The organism is Streptomyces sp. NPDC050448, assembly GCF_040655295.1.
In the GTDB taxonomy this organism is placed as follows: domain Bacteria; phylum Actinomycetota; class Actinomycetes; order Streptomycetales; family Streptomycetaceae; genus Streptomyces.
Window position 1 is genome coordinate 53,226 of sequence record NZ_JBFAJR010000013.1, and the last position, 17,192, is coordinate 70,417.

13 protein-coding genes are annotated in these 17,192 nt (G+C 72.2%); 4 read left to right on the plus strand and 9 right to left on the minus strand.

The window, feature by feature from the left end; all coding sequences use genetic code 11:
- Positions 1-7: 7 nt before the first annotated feature.
- Together AB0I68_RS17705 and AB0I68_RS17710 are read right to left on the minus strand one after the other, a co-directional pair.
- Positions 8-868, minus strand: a complete 861-nt coding sequence (locus AB0I68_RS17705) for an LLM class F420-dependent oxidoreductase (protein WP_363178225.1) — start codon at positions 866-868, stop codon at positions 8-10.
- Between the two features lie 143 nt (positions 869-1,011).
- Complete coding sequence (locus AB0I68_RS17710; protein WP_363178349.1) at positions 1,012-2,124, minus strand: ADP-ribosylglycohydrolase family protein; 1,113 nt, start codon at positions 2,122-2,124, stop codon at positions 1,012-1,014.
- A gap of 651 nt (positions 2,125-2,775) precedes the next feature.
- On the opposite strand from AB0I68_RS17710, the gene AB0I68_RS17715 reads away from it, so the two are divergent.
- Positions 2,776-3,876 (plus strand): tyrosine-protein phosphatase, encoded by a 1,101-nt coding sequence (locus tag AB0I68_RS17715; RefSeq protein ID WP_363178226.1) that lies wholly within the window; start codon positions 2,776-2,778, stop codon positions 3,874-3,876.
- Between the two features lie 72 nt (positions 3,877-3,948).
- Here AB0I68_RS17715 and AB0I68_RS17720 read toward each other — a convergent pair whose 3' ends face one another.
- Together AB0I68_RS17720 and AB0I68_RS17725 are read right to left on the minus strand one after the other, a co-directional pair.
- The gene (locus AB0I68_RS17720; RefSeq protein WP_363178227.1) at positions 3,949-6,540 is read right to left on the minus strand and encodes a bifunctional FO biosynthesis protein CofGH; all 2,592 of its coding nucleotides are present in this window, start codon (positions 6,538-6,540) and stop codon (positions 3,949-3,951) included.
- 49 nt (positions 6,541-6,589) lie between these two features.
- Entirely contained in the window at positions 6,590-7,372 is a 783-nt protein-coding gene (locus AB0I68_RS17725) for an SDR family oxidoreductase (protein WP_363178228.1), read from the minus strand.
- 268 nt (positions 7,373-7,640) lie between these two features.
- Between AB0I68_RS17725 and AB0I68_RS17730 the strand changes: the two genes are divergently transcribed.
- Positions 7,641-8,105 (plus strand): hypothetical protein, encoded by a 465-nt coding sequence (locus AB0I68_RS17730; RefSeq protein ID WP_363178229.1) that lies wholly within the window; start codon positions 7,641-7,643, stop codon positions 8,103-8,105.
- A 75-nt stretch (positions 8,106-8,180) separates the two neighbouring features.
- Here the strand turns inward: AB0I68_RS17730 and AB0I68_RS17735 are convergent, their stop codons facing one another.
- Positions 8,181-9,314: a hypothetical protein gene (locus tag AB0I68_RS17735; RefSeq protein WP_363178230.1), complete on the minus strand. Its 1,134-nt coding sequence runs from the start codon at positions 9,312-9,314 to the stop codon at positions 8,181-8,183.
- 62 nt (positions 9,315-9,376) lie between these two features.
- Positions 9,377-10,585 (minus strand): PLP-dependent aminotransferase family protein, encoded by a 1,209-nt coding sequence (locus tag AB0I68_RS17740; protein ID WP_363178231.1) that lies wholly within the window; start codon positions 10,583-10,585, stop codon positions 9,377-9,379.
- A gap of 132 nt (positions 10,586-10,717) precedes the next feature.
- On the opposite strand from AB0I68_RS17740, the gene AB0I68_RS17745 reads away from it, so the two are divergent.
- Positions 10,718-11,569, plus strand: a complete 852-nt coding sequence (locus AB0I68_RS17745; protein WP_363178232.1) for a hypothetical protein — start codon at positions 10,718-10,720, stop codon at positions 11,567-11,569.
- Between the two features lie 186 nt (positions 11,570-11,755).
- Here AB0I68_RS17745 and AB0I68_RS17750 read toward each other — a convergent pair whose 3' ends face one another.
- The 3 genes from AB0I68_RS17750 to AB0I68_RS17760 form a co-directional block, all read right to left on the minus strand.
- Entirely contained in the window at positions 11,756-11,968 is a 213-nt protein-coding gene (locus tag AB0I68_RS17750) for a DUF397 domain-containing protein (RefSeq protein ID WP_363178233.1), read from the minus strand.
- Positions 11,969-12,190: 222 nt separating this feature from the next.
- Entirely contained in the window at positions 12,191-13,075 is an 885-nt protein-coding gene (locus tag AB0I68_RS17755; RefSeq protein ID WP_363178234.1) for a helix-turn-helix transcriptional regulator, read from the minus strand.
- 246 nt (positions 13,076-13,321) lie between these two features.
- Positions 13,322-14,062, minus strand: coding sequence for a GPP34 family phosphoprotein (locus tag AB0I68_RS17760; protein WP_030302629.1), 741 nt, complete (start codon positions 14,060-14,062; stop codon positions 13,322-13,324).
- A gap of 275 nt (positions 14,063-14,337) precedes the next feature.
- On the opposite strand from AB0I68_RS17760, the gene AB0I68_RS17765 reads away from it, so the two are divergent.
- The gene (locus AB0I68_RS17765; RefSeq protein ID WP_363178235.1) at positions 14,338-16,950 is read left to right on the plus strand and encodes a hypothetical protein; all 2,613 of its coding nucleotides are present in this window, start codon (positions 14,338-14,340) and stop codon (positions 16,948-16,950) included.
- Positions 16,951-17,192: the final 242 nt, after the last annotated feature.

Consider the following 17,192-nt stretch of genomic DNA (forward strand, 5'->3'; position numbering starts at 1 on the left):
TAGCGGCTCAGAGGTATTGCGCGTAGGCGTCCAGCACGCGCAGGATCTCGGCCTCCTCGGCCGACGGGAGCTGGAGGACGACCTCCTCGATGCCCAGGTCGGCGTAGTGGCCGAGCTTGCCGGGATTCGGTTGGACCGCGTACGGGACCACCTGGAGGCTCTTCGGGTCGCGGCCCGCGGTCTCCCAGACCTGGCGCAGCACCGGCAGGGACTCGGAGAGCCCGCCGCCGCCGATGGGGAGCCAGCCGTCGGCGTGGTCGGCGATGGCCGAGAAGAGCTTCGGGCCGGCCGCGCCGCCGATCAGGGTGCGGGGGCCGTGGAGGGGGTGGCCGGGGCCGAGCTCGCGCGGCGGCCTTACCGGCTTGGGGTAGGCCGTGCTGGCCTGGACGGAGGAGAACTCGCCGACGTACGCGGTGGGTTCCGGGGCCCACAGGGCGCGCATCAGGGCCATCCGGTCCCGGACCAGTTCGCGGCGGGTGCGCCAGTCGACGCCGTGGTCGGCGGCCTCCTCGACGTTCCAGCCGTAGCCGATCCCGAGGGTGAAGCGGCCGCCGGAGAGGTGGTCCAGGGTGGCGACCTGCTTCGCGAGGTCGATCGGGTCGTGCTGGGCGACCAGGGTGATGCCGGTGCCGACGGTGAGGCGCTCGGTCACGGCGGCGGCCTGGCCGAGGGCGACGAAGGGGTCGAGGGTGCGCCCGTACATCTCCGGGAGCTCGCCGCCCATGGGCGCGGCCGTGTCGCGGCTGACCGGGATGTGGGTGTGCTCGGGGAGGTAGAGCCCGGCGAACCCGCGCTCCTCGAGGGAACGGGCGAGGCGGACGGGGGAGATGGTGTGGTCGGTCAGGAAGATGGTCGTGGCGATCCGCATGGCTGAGGGCACCTCCGTGGCTCTCCAGGGCTGTCCGGGATCTCCGGGCTGTCCGGGTCCTCCCGGCTGTACGGGTTGTCCGTGACTCCCGGGACCGGCGAAGGGCCACGCTACGGCCTGCGGGTCGGATTGTTGAGGGGGCGTCAGCCGCAGGGGTAGCGGGCAGGCCAGCCCGGGGCGGAGACCGCCGGGCCGTGCAGGGAGGGCCCCTGGGTCATCTCGAGGGCGAAGTCGTCGGCGAGTTCCAGCAGGGTGGCGCGGCCTTCGAGGTCCGCGAGCCAGGCGCCCGGGAGGGCGGTCTCGCCGTGGAGGGCGCCGAGCAGCGCGCCGCAGAGGGCGCCGGTGGCGGTGGAATCGCCGCCGTGGTTGACGGCGAGGCGCAGGCCGTGCGGGACGTCCTCGGCGACCAGGGCGCAGTAGACGGCGACGGCGAGGGCGTCCTCGGCGCCGCGGCCCTCGCCCGGAGCGAGGGAGGCGACGGCGTCCGGGGAGGGCGGGCCCTGCGGGACGGCCGCGACGGCGCGCTGGAGGGCGTCGGTGACGCTCCGGTGGCCCGGGCGGGCGCCGAGCACGCCGAGGGCGCGCTGGATGGCCGCGTCGAGGGAGTCGCCGCGGGTGAGGCCGTGGACGATGACGGCGAAGGCCCCGGCGGAGAGGTACGCGGTGGGGTGGCCGTGGCTCTGCGCGGCGCACTCGGTGGCGAGTTGGAGGACCAGAGCGGGATCCCAGCCGACCAGCAGGCCGAAGGGGGCCGAACGGGTGGCGGCGGCCGCGTCGCGGGCGGTGGGGTTCTTCGGCCGGTCGAGGGTGCCGAGGATGTCGTCGGCGAAGCCGGTCGTACAGGCGCGGTCGGCGCCGCGGCGGGCGTAGAGCCACTCCTCGCGGGCGAGCCAGCCGTTGTCCTTGCGGCGCTCGTCGGGGCCCCAGTCGCGCTGGGTGGCGGCCCAGCGCAGGTACGCGCGGTGGATGTCGGTGGGCGGGTGCCAGGCGCCGGTGTCCCGGCGTACGTGGGCCCGGATCAGCCCGTCGACGGTGAACAGGGTGAGCTGGGTGGCGGCGGTGACCGCGCCGCGGCGGCCGTACGCGGGGGCGGGCTCGGTCAGGCCCTGCGGGCCGTGCGCCTCGCGGATGGCGTCGAGGGGGAGGCCGGCCGCGGCGGCGCCGAAGGTGTCGCCGAGGGCGGAGCCGAGGAGGGTGCCGCGGACGCGGCTGCGGAAGTCCTGCTGTTCGGCGCGCCCCCACAGGCCGGTGGCCAGTGCGGCGCGGCCGCCGAGGGTACCGCCGCTCCGTACCCCGCTCCCGCTCCCGGCCCTACTGTCGACCCCGGCCCCGGTGCCGGACCCGACCCGGATCCCAGCGCCAGTCCTAGCGCCGGCCTCGGCCCCAGCCCCAGCCCCGGTCCCGGCCCCAGCCCCGGTCCCGGCCCCAGCCCCGCTCCCGGCCTCGGCCCGGATCCCGGTCCCGGCCCGGATCCCGGTCCCGGCCGCGGACCCGGTCTCGACCCCGGCCCCCGTTCCGGGACCGGTCTTCGGGCCGGTCCCGGGGCCGTCCGGTGCTGCGTGCCCGCCGGCCGCCTTTTCGGTCGCCGTGTCCATCGCGATCTCCTCGCCCGCCCCCGCATGCTTTGGCGCGCACTGTAATGGACACGTCCGATCGAATCCGGAGGGAGGCGGTCCAGCGGCCCGTATGCGCGCGCAGAAAGGCCGGAATGCGTACAGGGGCGAAGACCAGCAGCCTGCAGACATCTCGTTCACATCCGGTCCGAAAAGGTCGGAAGATGTGCAGGTAGCGCGCCTTGATCGGCCCTGATCCCCGAGTGGCACGTTTTGCCACTCGCCTTGGAGTCGGTCGGTTTCGGCCATGTCTCGTTCATGCAGAGTTCTTCGGCGGCCAACAGCCTCAGGGGCATGAAGAAGGCACTCCTCGCCACGACCGTCGTCGCCTCCGCGCTCACCGCTTCCTTGGTCGCAGCCCCCGCCGCCACCGCCGCCTCGGCCTCCACCGGCTGGGACCTCCCCTGGACCGGCCACCACCACAGCCGGACCGCCATCCCCTTCACCGAGGCCACCGTCACCGCCACCGCCTCCGCCGGCGGTGCGTACACCCTGAAGTGGAAGGCCCCGGGCATCAAGCGGGTCGAGATCAAGGCGAACGGCAAGGTCGTCGCAAAGGGCGGAGCCGAGGGCAGCGCAACGGTGTCGGGGCTGCCCGCCGCCGACCGCCAGTGGTTCGACTTCAAGCCCGGCCGCGGCGTCGGCCTGCACCTCGCCGACCGGCTGATCAAGCTGGAGGGGGCGGTCAACTTCCGCGACGCGGGCGGCTACCGCACCACCACCGGCCAGTGGGTCAAGATGGGCGAGGTCTACCGCTCCGACGCCCTCGACAAGCTGACCGAGGCCGACCTGGCCAAGCTCCGGCGCCTGCGCGTCAGGACCGTCTTCGACCTCCGCATGGAGAGCGAGCGCACCAAGGACGCCGACAAGGTCCCGGCCGGCGCCAAGTACACCGTCGCCGACGTCTTCGCCGGCTCCGGCTCCTTCCAGACCCTGCCGAAATCGCCCGACGAGGCCGTCAAGGCCATGGTCGACGCCGAGAAGGCGATGGTCGGCGGCGAGGGCGGCAAGAAGGCGTACGGCCAGGTCTTCGCGGGCCTGGAGCGCGACCGCGACCGCGCGGTCCTCTTCCACTGCACCGCCGGCAAGGACCGCACCGGCTGGGCGAACGCCACCCTGCTGACCGCCCTCGGCGTGCCGGGCGACACCGTCATGGCCGACTACCTGGCCAGCAACGACTACCGCAAGGCCGCCAACGACGCGGTCCTGTCGCACCTGCCGGCCCAGCAGGCAGCCGTCTACAAGCCGATGCTCGACGTGCGCCCCGAGTACCTGAACTCCGGCTACGACGAGGTCAAGGCGAAGTACGGCACCTTCGACCGCTACCTGAGCGACGGGCTCGGCCTGGACGCCCGCGAGCTGAAGCAGCTCAAGAAGGACCTCCTCGTCGGCTGACGGCGCGCGCAGCGGTGACGACGAGGGCCCGGCCCGGGATCGTTCCCGGGCCGGGCCCCACCGCGTCCCGTCCTAGTCCAGTACGGGCAGCAGCTCCGGCAGGTGCCCGTCCGAGGCGCGCGCCGCCTGCTGCCGCTCCTGCGGCACCTCCCCGTACAGCGTCGTACGGGCCTTGGCGGGCCGCCCGGCGGTCTCCGCGACGGCGATCAGGTCCCGGACGGACTTGTACGAGCCGTAACTCGATCCGGCCATGCGGGAGATGGTCTCCTCCATCAGCGTGCCGCCGAGGTCGTTGGCTCCCGACCGCAGCATCTCGGCCGCTCCCTCCGCGCCCAGCTTCACCCAGCTCGTCTGGATGTTGGTGATGTACGGGTGCAGCAGGATCCGGGCCATCGCCGTCACCGCGCGGTTGTCGCGGACCGTCGGGCCGGGCCGGGCGATGCCCGCCAGGTACACGGGGGCGTTGGTGTGGATGAACGGGAGCGTCACGAACTCCGTGAAGCCGCCCACGTTGTTGGACAGCGCGGCCTGCTGGATCCGGGCCAGGGTGCGGAAGTGCCCCAGCCAGTGGCGCGGCTGGTCCACGTGCCCGTACATCATGGTCGACGAGGACCGGATCCCGAGCTCGTGCGCCGTCGTGATGACATCGATCCAGTCCGCCGCCGGCAGCTTCCCCTTGGTCAGCACCCAGCGGACCTCGTCGTCCAGGATCTCCGCCGCCGTGCCCGGGATGGAGTCCAGCCCGGCCTCCTTGGCCGCCGTCAGCCATTCCCGTACGGACATCCCCGTCCGCGTGGCCCCGTTGACGACCTCCATCGGGGAGAAGGCGTGCACGTGCATCCCGGGCACCCGCTGTTTCACCGCGCGCGCGATGTCGAAGTACGCCGTCCCGGGCAGGTCCGGATGGATGCCGCCCTGCATGCACACCTCGACCGCGCCCACGTCCCAGGCCTGGGCGGCCCGGTCGGCGACCTGGTCCAGCGACAGCGTGTACGCGTCGGCGTCGGTGCGGCGCTGCGCGAAGGCGCAGAAGCGGCAGCCGGTGTAGCAGACGTTCGTGAAGTTGATGTTCCGCGTGACGATGTACGTGACGTCGTCGCCCACCACCGACCTGCGCAGGTCGTCCGCGATCCGGCACAGCGCGTCCAGCGCCGGGCCGTCCGCGTGCAGCAGCGCCAGCGCCTGCGCGTCGGTCAGTTCCGTCGGATCGTCGGCGGCCTGCGCGAGCGCCGCCCGCACGTCGGTGTCGATGCGCTCCGGGACCATGCCGGGCGCCGCCGCCTCGCGCAGCGCCTCCCAGTCCCCGTACACGTGGTCGAAGTCCTCGCGCCGGTCCCCGGTGCGGCCCTCCGTGTCGATGGCGGTGTGCAGGTCGGTGCGCCCGTACGCGGCGAACCCCTCGTCCGGCTCCTGCCACGGGTGGCCGGTGACCTCGGCGTCCGGGTTCGCGAGGCCCGTCTCCGGATCGGCGAGCGCCCGTACGTGCGGCAGCAGCCGCGGGTCCAGCCACGGCTCGCCGCGCTGCACGAACTCCGGGTACGCGCAGAGCCGCTCGCGCAGCGCGAAGCCGGCCGCCGCGGACTGCTCGGCCAGCACGTCGATCTGGGGCCAGGGGCGCTCGGGGTTCACGTGGTCGGGGGTCAGCGGCGAGACGCCGCCCCAGTCGTCGATGCCGGCGCGGATCAGCCGGGCGTACTCCCCGTCGACCAGGTTGGGCGGCGCCTGGAGGCAGCCCGAGGGGCCCATGATGTGCCGGGCGACGGCCACCGTGGCGACGAGGTCGTCCAGCTCGGCATCGGGCATGCCGCGCATCGCCGTGTCCGGCTTGGCGCGGAAGTTCTGGATGATCAGCTCCTGGATGCCGTGGTAGGCGCGGGAGATGCGGCGCAGCGCGAACAGCGACTCCGCGCGCTCCTCGTACGTCTCCCCGATCCCGATGAGCAGTCCGGAAGTGAACGGCACGGAGGACCGTCCGGCGTCCTCCAGCACCCGCAGGCGCACCGCCGGCTCCTTGTCGGGGGAGCCGAAGTGCGGGCCGCCGGGCTCGGACCACAGACGCGTGGCCGTGGTCTCCAGCATCATGCCCATCGAGGGCGCGACCGGCTTGAGCCGCTGGAAGTCGGCCCACGACAGCACACCCGGATTGAGATGGGGCAGCAGGCCCGTCTCCTCCAGGATCAGGATGGAGATGGCCCGTACGTACGAAATGGTGTCGCTGTACCCCTGCGCTTCGAGCCACTCGCGCGCCTCGGGCCAGCGGTCCTCGGGTTTGTCGCCGAGGGTGATGAGCGCTTCCTTGCAGCCCAGTGCGGCGCCGCGGCGGGCGATGTCGAGCACCTCGTCGGGGGACATGTACATCCCGTGGCCGGCCCGGCGGAGCTTGCCGGGGACGGTGGCGAAGGTGCAGTAGTGGCACTTGTCGCGGCACAGGCGGGTGAGGGGGATGAACACGCTCTTCGAGTACGTGATGACGCCGGGCCGCCCGGCGGCCTCCAGGCCTGCGTCGCGGACCCGGGCGGCGGAGGCGGCGAGGTCTTCGAGGTCCTCGCCGCGCGCCCGGAGGAGTACGGCTGCCTCGGTCGCGTCGAGCGCGACGCCGTCGCGGGCCCTCCGGAGCGCGCGGCGCATCGCGTTTTCGGTCGGAGCGTCACTCGGAGTGGTCATGCGGTGAGCATACGATCCGACGGCCCGGCGGCGAGGGGGCTCAGGGGGCTCATCGCATCAGCTCACCGGCGTTGACCAGCAGGGACTGGCCGGTTATCGCCCGCGCCCGGTCGGAGGCGAGGAACACGGCGGCATCGGCGACGTCCCCGTCGGTGGCCAGGTCGGGCAGCGCCATGCGCTCGGTGAGCCGGGCGTGCACCTCGGCTTCGGGGACGCCTTCGGTGTGGGCGGTGAAGGTGACGAAGGCCTGTACGGGCGGCCCCCACATCCAGCCGGGCAGCACGGTGTTGACCCGGATCCGGTGCGGGCCGAGCTCGCGGGCCATGGAGTACATCGCGGAGGTCAGCGCGCCCTTGGAGGCGGCGTAGGCGGCCTGCTGCACCTCGTTGGGCGCGGCCACGGCGGACTGCGTCCCGATGATGACGACGGAGCCGCCGCCTTCCTTGAGGGCGGGCAGGCAGGCCCGCGTCATCCGCAGCGTCCCCAGCAGATTGACATCGATGATCTGCTGCCAGGTGCCGAAGTCGGCGTCCTGGAGGCCGCCGAAGTACGAGTCCCAGGCGGCGACGTGGACGACGGCGTCGATCCCGCCGAAGCGGGCGCGGGCGAGCTCGGCCAGGGCCGCGCACCGGCCCTCGTCGGTGATGTCGGTCGGCAGGTAGGCGGTGTGGGTCCCGTCGGGGTCGATCTCGGCGGCGGACTTGACGAGATGGGCCTCGGTCCGCGCCCCGAGCACGGCGTTCCCGCCGTCCCGCACGACGGCGGCGGCCACCTGGTGCCCCAGTCCGGCTCCGACGCCGGAGACGATGACGGTCTTCCCTTGCAGCAGCATGCGCGTGCCTCCCGGCGAGGGGTGCTCCCAATTTCTGACGGGGCGTCAGGTTACGGCGCGGAGGCACGGGAGGGAAGGGGTCGGGGGTGGCGGCCGCGCCCCCCGTCCCGGCGGCTCCCGGGCGGGATGACCGATAAGCCTGAAGGGTGATCAAGTCCTGCTATTCTCGGCCAGGTTGACTGAAAGTCACACATCATGCCTGGTTGGGGGAGGGTGGTGCGGGGTGTGCCCCCGGCCGACCGGTCCCCCGTGTACGGAGGGAACCTGCATGAAGCAGAAAATGGTCAGGGCGCTTGTGCTCGCCGCGGCTGTCCCGGTGCTGGTGGCGGTCGCCGCCCCGGCCCAGGCGGACGGCTGGGTCACCTGGCGGAACAAGCAGACCGACCGCTGGCTGAGCTCGTACGACGACGGCTCCGTCAGGGGTGACGAGGTGCAGTCCGTCTCGGACTGGGACGGGTGGCTGGAGATTCAGAACGGTGACGGCAGCTACAACCTGCAGGCCCATCACTCCGGGAAGTGCCTCGTGGGCTACTACCGGCAGGTCTACACCGAGGACTGCAACCCCCGGCGCGACCAGACGAACTCGTGGCAGCGGTGGGACGAGATCTCGACCTCGACCGGCTGGAAGCTCAGGAATCGCCAGACCGGCTACATCCTGGACGACGAGGGCCACGGCGGCATCTACGCCAACGTCAACGACGTCAACACGTCCAAGAACCAGCGCTGGCGCTGAGGTGTGAGGCGGGGCCTGCCGAATCGTTTCGGCAGGCCCCGCCTGCGTTCGCCCCGCTGAGGTGTGAGGCCCCGCCTAGCGGCCGGCCGCGAGGATCTTCCCGGCCGCCTCCACGTGCTGCTTCTGCTCCTGCTGCGCGGCGCGCAGGCGCTGGCCTTGCTTGCCGATGATCTGCTGCTGATAGGCGGCGTCGGCGAGGGCGACGGTCTGCAGGTACTGCGTCCGGCGCTTGCACGTGATGTCCGCGACCGCGACCTCGATCTCGGCGGGGGACGGCGGGGGCAGGGTGGCGCCCGCCGGAGTGGGCAGGCCCCGGCCCAGGAGAGTCCGGTCGTGTCCGGGGGCCAGCGGGTCCGGGTAGTTGAAGCCGGCGTCCTTCATGCAGCCACTCCACCGGGCCGTCGCGGCCCGTACGCGGCTGTCGCCCTGGGCGGCGGCGAGGGCCTCCGAGCGGTAGTCCTGGAGCAGGGTGAACAGGGTCTGCGGATCCTGGCCGTGCACCTTCGCGCGTGCCTGTCCCTCGCAGCCGACCTTGCCCTTGCGCGGATCGTCGAAGAACGCCTCGGCCACGGCCGGCGCGATCTCCCCGGAGTCCTGCGCCGGGCTGTTCCCGGCCCCGGCCCCGGCCCCGGGGCCCGCGGGCGCCCCGGCGGCCGGGGACGGCGCGGGGGAGGCCGAGGGGGAGGCTGAGGGAGCGGCACGGGAATCGGCCGGGGCGCCGGGCGGGGACGGCTCCCGGTAGCCGGAGACCTTGACGGTCTCCATGTCGATCACACCGAAGAGCACGTACGGAGCGGGCTGCGCGGGCCCGCTCTCCATCCTGAGCGAGGCGGGCAGCTCCAGCCCCTTGGTCCGCATGCACTCCTCGCCGAGCGCCGTCTCGGCCCGTGCGAGCACCGCCTCGTCCTCCGCCGAGTCGTACGCGTCCAGGGGGAACGTCATGGAGCCGTCGGGCCGGATGACGGCGCCGCCGCCCTGGAAGTCGACCGGCTTGGCCGGATCTCCGCCGCTGCCGCCGGCGCCGCTGCCGCCGGGCAGCGGCGGCAGCGACGGTTCCGGTCCCGAGATGTTCGGGAAGGAGGAGGAGGGGCTGCGGGCCGGTGCGCCGCCTCCCGTGCTGCCGGAGCCGTCGCATCCCGCGATCGAGGTGACGGCCATCAGGACGGTGCCGGCCAGCCACAGTGGCCTGAATCCATGTATCGCTCTCATTGACGCCGATTCTGTCAGAGACCGGTCGCCCATCTCGGCTTCGGCCAGGGGCAGATGGCCCCTCACCACGCCGATTCCAGCCGCGCCAGCCCCTCCCCGATCTCCTGCGGCGTGTGCGTCGTGAACGACAGGCGCAGGGTGCGGGGGTCCGGGGTGCCCGTGTAGAAGGGGGCTCCGGGGACGAAGGCCACATCGCGCGATATCGCCGCGGTCAGCAGGGCCGTCGCGTCGTGGCCCTCCGGGAGGCGGGCCCAGACGAACATGCCGCCCTCCGGGCGGTTCCAGGCCGAGCCCGCAGGAAGGGCCGCGCCCAGGCCCGCCAGCAGGGCGTCGCGCCGGGCCCGGTAGGCCGTACGGACCGTGGTGACGTGCGCGTCGAGGTCCACCTCGCGCAGGTAGTGGGCCGCCGCCAGCTGGTCCACCGTCGACGTGTGCAGGTCCGCCGCCTGCTTGGTCACCACCGCCGCCCGCCGCAGCGCGGCCGGCGCGCGCAGCCAGCCCAGCCGGAGCCCCGGAGCCATGATCTTCGAGAAGCTCCCGAGCAGCGCCGTACGGTCCTCCGCCCCCGGGTGCGCCGCGAGCCACGGGACCTCGGCCCCCTCGAACCGGAGGTCTCCGTACGGGTCGTCCTCCACCAGCCACAGTCCGCACCGCGCCGCGATCTCCGCCACCGCCGCCCGCCGGGCGCCCGGCAGGGTGCGCCCGGTGGGGTTCTGGAAGGTGGGCACCGAGTAGAGGAGCTTGGGGCGTTCCCTCGCCACGATCTCCTCCAGCGCGTCGGGCAGGATCCCCTGCTCGTCACAGGGGACGGGGATGACCCGCGCCCCCGCCAGTCCGAAGCACTGGAGCGCCGCCAGGTAGGTCGGGTTCTCGACGAGGACCGCGTCGCCCGGCTCGACGAGCGTCGAGGTGATCAGCGAGAGGGCCTGCTGGGACCCCGTGGTGATCAGTACGTCGTCCGCGGTGGTCCCCAGCCCCCGGGCCGTCGCCCGCGCGGCCACCGCCTCCCGCAGCTCCGGCGCGCCCTCGGTGGTCGAGTACTGCAGCGCCCGGCTCGCGGACACCGCGAACGCGGCGTCGTACGCGGCCCGCAGGCCCTCGGTGTCGAAGAGCTCCGGTGCGGGCAGGCCGCCGGCGAAGGAGATCATCCCGGGGCGCGCGGTGAGGGCGAGGATCTCGCGGATGGGCGAGCCGGCGGCGGCGACGGCGCGGGCGGCGAACGCGGGCGGCGGCGACGGGAGGAGGGCGGCTGCGGTGGCGGCGGACGGCATGGATGCTCCTTCTGTGGAGGCGGGTGCGCGCATCCTGGCCACGAAAAGATGCATACGGCACCTATATGTCAAGGGGTGGAACGCCCCGCACCCCCTCCCCATCTGACGTCTCATCAGCTAGACAACTTCCCCATGACGACAGAAGAGCAGAGCCAGGAGACCCGCGCAGACGCCTACGCAGAGCTCGCGGCCGTCGGACCGTACGGCGTCCGGCCCGGCCATGCGCTGATCACCATGGTCGAACCGCACCCGGGTCACGAGCACGCGTACAACCGCTGGTACGAGGACGACCACTACTACGCCGGTGCCATGGCCATGCCCTGGATGTACGCGGGCCGCCGCTGGGTCGCCACCCGCGAACTCCAGGAACTGCGCTACCCGGAGAAGTCGGCCGTCGCCCAGCCCGTCACCGCCGGGTGCTACATGTCCACGTACTGGGTCACCGAGGGCCGCTACGACGAGCACATGAAGTGGACCGTCGGCATCAACAAGCGACTGGGCCGGGACGGCCGCGTCTACCAGGACCGCACCCACGTCTTCACAGCCTTCCAGGACCACGAGGCCACGGTCTACCGCGACGGGGCCGCCGGCCCCCGGGACTTCCACGCACTCGACCACCCGTACGCCGGCCTCGTGGTGCAGGTCGTCGACGCCGACGGGCCCGAGCAGCGGGCGGAGCTGCTGGAGTGGCTGCGCTCGCGCGCCCTGCCGAAGCGGCTGCACGGCTCACCGGCCGCGATGGTGACGGTCTTCCGGCCGACCCCGCTGCCCGGCGACCGGATGACGTACGTCAAGCAGGTCGAGGGGGTCGACACCCGGCTGACGCTGCTGTGGTTCCTGGAGGCCGATCCGCGTACCTGCTGGGACCGGTTCCGGGGGCTGGACGCCGAGGTGGCCGAGGCCGGGCTGGGGCGGGTGGAGCTGGTGGCGCCGTTCATCCCGACGGTGCCGGGGACCGACCGGTACGTCGACCAGCTCCGCTAGCCGGAACGCGGAACGCGGGCGCGGGGCGGAGCCGGACATGGCCGAGCCCCCTCGGCCGGGACGGCGGGCCAGTCGAGAGGGCTCCAGTCAGTGGTGCAGGTGGTGCGGGTACTGCCTGTAATGCAGGCAATGCAGCTGTTGTGCGTGGTGCACAGGGGGGATCGGTGGGGTCGTACGTCCTGACGTTCAGGCGAGGCGCCCCAGCCGGCCTTCGGTGACGTCGGTGACGAACGAGGTCCAGGAGCCCGGCGCGAAGGTGAGGGACGGGCCGTCCTGCACCTTGGAGTCGCGCACCGCGATGGCCTCCATGACGGGGGACTTGACCTCGACGCAGGCGCCGTTGCCGCCGGAGTAGGAGGACTTGGTCCAGTTGTCCGTGGCGCCCTGACGAATAGCCATGTTTCTCTCCGGTTCAGCGAGTTGTGCCAGTGAGGTGTCGGCCATTTCGGTTTCCCTGACCGACGTGATCGACGCTACCGGCACCTTCCGACGGGTGAAGGGGTCGTTCACCCGACCGGGTGGCATATTCCATTCAGGACTTCTGTGGCTGGGGAGAGACGGTGTACCGTACCGGCCCCCCTCGCCACCTGCCCGCCCGTACGGTGTCCGCTGCCTCCGCTTTTACTTCCCCTTGCCCGCATACTCGCCGATGATCTCGGCGATGAACTGCCGTGTCTGTTCGACATTGAGAGCCTGCGCGCGCAGGTGCTCGTACATCACGCTGTACTTCTGAACGTCGTTGGCCTTCTCCAGGTACAAATCGCTCGTCACGCCCTCGATGTAGACGACCGTCGAGTCGGACGCATCCGGGAATTCCAGGATGGCGTACTGGCCGTTCACGCCCGGATGGGCGCCCATCGAGAACGGCATCACCTGCACGGTGATGTACGGCTGTTCGGACTGCTCTATCAGGTACTCGAGCTGCTTGATCATCAGCTGGGGGTCGCCCACGTGCCGGCGCAGCGCGGCCTCGTCGATGACCGCCCACAGCCGCAGCGGCCCGACCTCCGGGTTGTTGTTGTCCGTCTCGGAGAGTCGTTTCTGCCGGTGCATCCGCACCTGGACGCGCTTCTCCACGTCGACCGGGGCCGTCTCGGGCAGCGCGCCGCGGATGAGGGCCTGGGCGTACTCCGGGGTCTGGAGCAGGCCGGGCACCATCTGGGGTTCGTAGGTGCGCAGGCTGGCGGCATCGGTCTCGAGGCCGATGTAGACGCTGTACGGGATGTCGCCGAAGGCGTGCCACCAGCCTTGCTGGCGGGAGTCCTTGGCCATCTGCATGAGGGAGTCGACGAGCCGGCGGTCCTCGACCTCGTACACGTCGCACAGGTCGCGGACGTCGCGCTGGCTGATGGAACGGCGGCCGTTCTCCAGCCTGCTGATCTTCGACTGGGAGACGAGGAGGCGCTCGGCGACCTGCTCGGCCGTCATGCCCTTGTCTTCGCGGAGCTTGCGCAACTCCATGCCCAGTCGGCGGCGTCGGACGGTGGGATTGACATTGGACGCCACTTGAACGGCACCTCCGCCTTCTTCTGGTTCTGTCTCTCAGCGTGTCTGATGGTGAGCAGACTGCCACCGAAGGGCGGGGCGGCGCCGGAGAACGGCGCGGAAACGCCGACGCGCGGGACGGCGGGGCCGGCGGACCGGCCTCGCCATCCCGCGCGCTGGCGGCTCCCGAACCGGGTCATCGGGGACGCCGGTTGCGGCGATGGCGGTTCGGTGGAGCGGTGAATCCGTAGAGCCGTGATCGGTGGATCAGTGCGCGGCCGCGCGGGCCATCGCGCCCGTCCGGCGTGCCTGCAGCGGAACGCCGTTCGCCGTGGCCCGGGCGGGCGGCGGAGCCGCCGGTGCGCGGTCACGGCGCGGCTGCGCAGCCACACCGTTCTGGACGTCCATGACGGCATGCGCCACGAGTCCGCCCATCGGGTCGTGCCGGATCAGATCCCGCAGCCGGGACCTGGACGACCGCCCCTCGTTGCCGGGGTACAGGTGCTTGCCGAGTCCGACCGCGTGGGCCAGTGCGGCGAGCGCCGCGGTCCGCGGGTCCGGCGGTACGCCGGTGCGGATCGCACTGTCGAGCCGGGCACGGATCTCCCGGCTGATCGCCGTGTCGGTCGCCTGGTAGCGAGTCGTCGGCAGCACTCCGCACATCTGTCCCGCGACGGCATGGACCATGCCGCAACGCTCCAGATGAGCGAGGTAAATCTGGCGGAGCCCCAACCGGGGTCCACCGATCCAGTGGACGGCCCGTACCGGGCTGCCGCGCCTGCGCAGCAGTTCCAGTGCGGAGTCCAGAGTCGGATCTCCTGTCGGCCGTGGCATCACCACGGCGATACGATCCCCGTCAGGGGCTATCCGTCCTGCCAGAGCCAGCTCTACTAGCTGTGCCCCGGCCAGGCCGAGGTCGAGCGACTGCGGCTGCGCCGTGGTACCCGTGGTCGGGTCCAAAGCGAGCAGCAGAAGCTCCTCCGGAATTGTTCTGCGGCTCCTGCCCATCCATGCCTCCCCGCGTGGATGAGTGACAGGGTGACGCCTCTCACATTCATCTGTCGAGAGCGCCTGGTCGCTTTGTGGGGGAACCGGCGCTATGTCGTTCTCGTCTAGCACGAGGGCGATGCCCCCGACACGGGACACTGTTAGACATTCGGACAGCCGGACGCGGCGCGATCGAGGAGGAACTGGTGGCGGGCGAGTCCCCCGACAAGTCGGTTGATGAAGGAGCGTCGGGGGCGGCGAGGTCCTCCGCGGAGCGTGACCCGAGGTTGTCGGTGTTGCGGCCGCGGGAACCCGAGTCCGAGACCGCATCCGGTGAGGGCAAGAACCGGGATCCGCTGCGCGAGGCGGTGGCGGCGTGGGTGGCGACGTCCGACGCGGAAGCCGATGGCTCCGCCGATAAGCCGAAGCCGGGCGCCGGGTCCTCCGGACGGGTGGACTCCGAGTCCGACTCGTCTGGGCCCGACAGCGGGCGCACCGCGGTCTCCCGTGCACCGAAGCCGGACTCGGACGGCTCCGATTCCGACTCCGACTCCGATTCCGCTTCTGCGGGCGAGCCGGCGTCGGCCGCGGCGAAGCCGGGCTCGGCTTCGGCCTCCGCCAAGGGCGGTACGGATGCCCCGGCGTCCGCGGCTGCGAAGCCGGCCGCTGCCGATGCGTCGGCCGGGAAGCCGGATTCGGGTTCCGCTTCCGCCAAGGGTGACTCGGAAGCCACTGCCGAGGCCTCGGCCAAGGGGGCGGCGGACAGCGAGCGCACCGCGGTCTTCCGTGCGGTGAAGCCGGGTTCCGCGTCCGCGTCCGCTTCGGCCAAGGGCGGTGCGGACGTTGCTGCCGAGGCCTCGGCCAAGGGGGCGGCGGACAGCGAGCGCACCGCGGTCTTCCGTGCCGTGAAGCCGGGGAGCGGTACGGGTGCCCCGGCGCCCGCCGCCGAGAAGCCGGTCGACGGTGACCGAAGCCCTGCCGGGGGTTCCGGTTCGGGTGCTGCCCAGGCGTCCGCCAAGCCGGGCTCCGGTTCCGGTGACGCCAAGGGCAACGCGAAGGACAACGGCAAGGGCGACACCCCGGGCTCTTCCCCCGCCGCCGTGGACGCGGGGGACAGCGAGCGCACGGCCGTCTTCCGGGCTCCGAAGCTGGATTCCGTCTCGGGTGCCGCGAAGGCCCCCGCCGCGGGCAAGGCTTCCGACGAGTCGGCGGACAGTGAGCGCACCGCCGTGTTCCGCGCGGTGAAGCCGGATTCCGCTTCCGGGGGCGCGAAGGCCGCGCCGGCTGCTGCCGGGAAGCCCGCAGGGAAGCCTGCCGAGGACCCGGGCGACAGCGAGCGCACCGCCGTCTTCCGGGCCGTGAAGCCGGGCACGAAGGCGCCGGCTCCGGCTCCGGCATCGGAGTCCGCATCGGCGTCGGCCCCCGAGAAGCCCGTGGCCTCCCGGCCCGTGCCGCCGAAGGCGGTCGGTGGGGAGCGGGCCAGCACGTTCGTGCCGCTGCGCAAGGACGGGGGCCCTGCGGCCGCCAAGCCCGCGGCATCGGCCCCGGCCCCGGCCCCGGCGGCCGCCGCGGCCACGCCGGTCGTTCCCGAGCGGACCGAGCGGACCACGCAGCAGCCGCTGCCGCCCAAGCCGCCGCTCGACATGCTCGCGGACCTCACCAACAACCCGCCCCCGCCGCCGAGCGCCCTGCGCACGGCCACGCGGCGGTTCAAGATCTACGCCCCGCTCGTCGTGCTCCTCGCGATCATCCTCGCGGTCGTCCAGCTCGTGCGCCCGATGCCCGAGCCGAAGCTCAGGATGACCGCGAAGGCCTCGTACACCTTCGACGGCGGCAACCCGGTCCTGCCGTGGCCGAAGGAGGGCCAGGCGTACATGGCCGCGGCCGGCCTCGGCACCGTCGGCAGCTTCGGCGAGCAGAAGCCGATCGCCATCGGCAGTGTCGCCAAGACGATGACGGCGTACGTGATCCTGAAGAACCACCCCCTGAAGAAGGGGGAAAAGGGTCCGATGATCGACATCGACAAGACCGCGGTCGACGACGGCAACAAGGACTCCGACGGCGAGTCCACGGTCAACACGCTCAAGGCGGGCGACAAGATCTCCGAGTACGACGCCCTCGCCGCGATCATGATCCCGTCGGCGAACAACGTCGCGCGGCTCCTCGCCCGCTGGGACAGCGGCGGCGACCAGGAGGCGTTCGTCAAGAAGATGAACGAGGCCGCCAAGGACCTCGGCATGACCAACACCACGTACACGGACCCCTCGGGTCTGGACGCGACGACGGTCAGCACCGCCGAGGACCAGGTCAAGCTCGGCCTGAAGGTCGTCGAGATGCCCGAGCTGATCGCGATCACCAAGCTGCCGAGCTGGACCGACCCCTCCGGTAAGCCGTGGCGCAACTGGAACGACCTCGTCCCGTTCAACGGCGCGGTCGGCCTCAAGACCGGCTCCACCACCAAGGCCGGCGGCAACCTGCTCTTCGCCGCCGAGAAGAAGGTCGGCAAGACCAACCAGCTGATCGTCGGCGCGGTCCTCGGCCAGCACGGCGTGCCGATCCTCGGCACCGCCATCGGGGCCAGCAAGAACGTCATGCTCGCCACGCAGAAGATGCTGGTGAACGCGACCGTGGTGAAGAAGGGCGACGTCGTCGGGTACGTGGACGACGGCCTCGACGGCCGCACCCCGGTCGTGGCCACCGCCGACGTGGAGGCGGTCGGCTGGCCGTCGCTCACGGTCGACATCAAGCTGGCCGACGGGGACGCCAAGCTCCCGCAGACCGCCAAGGCGGGCACCGAGATCGGCGTGCTGACCGTCGGCGAGGGGGCCAGCCAGGTGAAGGTGCCGGTGGCGCTGCAGAGTGATCTCGTTGCGCCCGGCATCGGCAGCAAACTGACCCGTGTCGGCTGATCGCCGCCATCGGTGAGGTGACCGCGTGATTCCGGCGCCCCGGGCAACCCCGGGGCGCCGCCGCGCGTCTAGCGACCCGGGAACGGGACACAGACGGGACGCACATGTTCGACCCATGCGCCGGGGAGTCCGGGACGTCCGGGGAGTACGGCAGTGACCACCGCTGAGCAGCAGAGCCAGGGCCAAGGCCAAGGCCAGAACCAGGGCGAGAGACAGGGCCGGAGCGCACCAGCCGCCGCCGG

Coding starts and splice junctions, on each gene's coding strand:
- AB0I68_RS17750 (WP_363178233.1), bottom strand. CDS start 11,968: ATGGCTATTCGTCAGGGCGCCACGGACAACTGGACCAAGTCCTCCTAC.
- AB0I68_RS17740 (WP_363178231.1), bottom strand. CDS start 10,585: ATGCCGTCCGCCGCCACCGCAGCCGCCCTCCTCCCGTCGCCGCCGCCC.
- AB0I68_RS17715 (WP_363178226.1), top strand. CDS start 2,776: ATGAAGAAGGCACTCCTCGCCACGACCGTCGTCGCCTCCGCGCTCACC.
- AB0I68_RS17760 (WP_030302629.1), bottom strand. CDS start 14,062: ATGGGCAGGAGCCGCAGAACAATTCCGGAGGAGCTTCTGCTGCTCGCT.
- AB0I68_RS17705 (WP_363178225.1), bottom strand. CDS start 868: ATGCGGATCGCCACGACCATCTTCCTGACCGACCACACCATCTCCCCC.
- AB0I68_RS17735 (WP_363178230.1), bottom strand. CDS start 9,314: ATGAGAGCGATACATGGATTCAGGCCACTGTGGCTGGCCGGCACCGTC.
- AB0I68_RS17730 (WP_363178229.1), top strand. CDS start 7,641: ATGAAGCAGAAAATGGTCAGGGCGCTTGTGCTCGCCGCGGCTGTCCCG.
- AB0I68_RS17745 (WP_363178232.1), top strand. CDS start 10,718: ATGACGACAGAAGAGCAGAGCCAGGAGACCCGCGCAGACGCCTACGCA.
- AB0I68_RS17720 (WP_363178227.1), bottom strand. CDS start 6,540: ATGACCACTCCGAGTGACGCTCCGACCGAAAACGCGATGCGCCGCGCG.
- AB0I68_RS17725 (WP_363178228.1), bottom strand. CDS start 7,372: ATGCTGCTGCAAGGGAAGACCGTCATCGTCTCCGGCGTCGGAGCCGGA.